The organism is Candidatus Marinimicrobia bacterium CG08_land_8_20_14_0_20_45_22, assembly GCA_002774355.1.
In the GTDB taxonomy this organism is placed as follows: domain Bacteria; phylum Fidelibacterota; class UBA2242; order UBA2242; family UBA2242; genus 0-14-0-20-45-22.
Genome location: PEYN01000160.1, coordinates 1 through 1,878 on the forward strand (window position 1 = coordinate 1; position 1,878 = coordinate 1,878).

General features: G+C 40.2%; 6 protein-coding genes. All 6 read right to left on the reverse strand.

Features of this window, described 5'->3' with window-relative positions; genetic code table 11:
- On the reverse strand, positions 1-217 hold a 217-nt coding region (locus COT43_09445), incomplete at its 3' end, for a four helix bundle protein (GenBank protein ID PIS27642.1).
- Between the two features lie 129 nt (positions 218-346).
- Positions 347-763, reverse strand: a complete 417-nt coding sequence (locus COT43_09450) for a nucleotidyltransferase (protein ID PIS27646.1) — start codon at positions 761-763, stop codon at positions 347-349.
- The gene (locus tag COT43_09455; GenBank protein ID PIS27643.1) at positions 763-1,050 is read right to left on the reverse strand and encodes a hypothetical protein; all 288 of its coding nucleotides are present in this window, start codon (positions 1,048-1,050) and stop codon (positions 763-765) included. Before COT43_09455 ends, COT43_09450 begins: the two co-directional genes overlap by 1 nt.
- Positions 1,043-1,213: a hypothetical protein gene (locus tag COT43_09460; protein PIS27644.1), complete on the reverse strand. Its 171-nt coding sequence runs from the start codon at positions 1,211-1,213 to the stop codon at positions 1,043-1,045. Before COT43_09460 ends, COT43_09455 begins: the two co-directional genes overlap by 8 nt.
- 351 nt (positions 1,214-1,564) lie before the next feature.
- Positions 1,565-1,663: a hypothetical protein gene (locus tag COT43_09465; GenBank protein PIS27647.1), complete on the reverse strand. Its 99-nt coding sequence runs from the start codon at positions 1,661-1,663 to the stop codon at positions 1,565-1,567.
- Between the two features lie 21 nt (positions 1,664-1,684).
- On the reverse strand, positions 1,685-1,878 hold a 194-nt coding region (locus COT43_09470), incomplete at its 5' end, for a hypothetical protein (GenBank protein PIS27645.1).

Sequence of the window (1,878 nt, forward strand, 5' to 3'; positions counted from 1 at the left end):
GTGCTTCCTTTAAGGAGATGTTTAATTTTGCAATGAACTCCTTTTTGCTTTGAGAGGATAATGCCTCTTCGATGTTGGCCCCAATAGATGTACCAGACCGCAGAATTTGTTTTGACAAGACATATTCTTTCTTTTCACTTGTTAAATATTTATAAAGAGAAATGATCTCCAGCGCAAACTGAAAGCTTTTATCTTTGACCGGATTATCTTTAACCATTACGTAATTCTAAATTCTAAATTCTAAATTCTAAATTTCTTCGCGGGCTCTGCGAGCGTTACGAGATTCTTTGCCTCTTGCTAAGGGCCGCCACCGCATCATGCGGGATTTTGCATTTTGCATTTTTCATTATCCATTTCTTTGCGATCTTTTTTCACGCCGCTCTCTTATCTGCTTAATTGCGCTGACTGCGGTACACATCGCTTCAAGAAATGCAGGAAGTTCCGCGTAAATGTCTTCCGCGTTCTCTTCAAGATAGGTGTGTGAAGCCAGATTCCGGCTCTCCAGCATTTTTAAGAATAACATCTCGTCTCGAATCACCCCAAGTTCAAGTGCGGTGCCAATGCTCGATCGCGGTGAACGGGGATCGAGTCCTTCTTTCAGAGCAAACTCTTTGAGAACTTTCCAGAACAACTCAAAGGTGAATTCAAACCGTTGTATTGCCGAATCCCTTACAAACTCATCTTTGGGTTGCTGAAGGGCTTTGCGCAGTTGCAGACTCGCCCTTTCGAAATCGCCCGTTAATAATTCCAGTTTGTCGTTCATCATAATAGAATCGCGTCCCTTTTCGCATAATCGTTGAATGTGGAGGACACCCGTTGAAAGTCAACCAGATCGATCCGATGCAGAGTCGGAAGCCGTTCCAACTCCTCTTTCATCTTACACATGAGTTCCAGAGAAATCTTATTTCCCGTATCGATCCCAAAGTCGTAGTCCGAACGATCCGTATAACGCCCCGTCGTTCGAGAACCAAAGAAATAGATCACCCTCTGCCCGGGTAGATATTTCCCGACAATCTCTTTCACATGCGTCATTAATTCACTATCAGTCATGGCTATATAAAGTACTCACATTCCTGGAATTTATCAAGTTGCCAAAATGTAATAATAGCCTCTTCCCATATATTTCCGGATCATTGAACAAATGATCGATTCTACCCGTATTGAATGAACTACTACGGCGAATAATGCCGTGGACTACGTAACCTTTGGAAATGAGAAGTTCAGTTTACCCTGTTAAATAATAACATTATCCGTTATTTAAAATCATTTTGATAATCTATTTAACGGGGTGAACCCTGTTATGCCAGCTTGCCCTGCCGAAGGCCTGAGGGTGATACCTGCCCCGTAAGGAGCGAATCGCCTGCCCTGTAGTGAAGAATGAACGTATCAGGGACTGTACCGGGGAGGGCTTTTTTTATTCATATACTACGAATTCTTTTTTTTGACTACGAATTACGCGGATTATACGAATGTTTTTTTTAACTACAAATTACACAGATTATACGAATTATTTTTTTATTGATATTAGTGAAATTAGCGGAAACTTGTCCCGGACCCTTCGGGATTAGTAGTTGTTGACAAATCTTTCATATTTTAGGGACTTTTCCCCAAAGTTGACTAATATGCCGAGTTTAAATTTTGTCGCTTTTAAGTAGTTGATGATCTGTGCTCGGTGGTCATCTGTTCATCTCATACAAAAACGTTTACTGATATGAATATCGCCGAAACGATATATGGCTTTCGCAGTAATAATAAATCCAATCAATTCATACTGCTTCAATAATAAAAACAAAAAGATCAGAAAACATTCAAGTATCCCGATTAAATTTCCTGCATTAATAAACCCTTGTGGAAATTTCTGATCATAAAAAGGTTTGA

Excerpts from the sequence above, each read along its gene's own strand:
- COT43_09450 (PIS27646.1), bottom strand. The coding sequence starts at position 763 with ATGAACGACAAACTGGAATTATTAACGGGCGATTTCGAAAGGGCGAGT.
- COT43_09455 (PIS27643.1), bottom strand. The coding sequence starts at position 1,050 with ATGACTGATAGTGAATTAATGACGCATGTGAAAGAGATTGTCGGGAAA.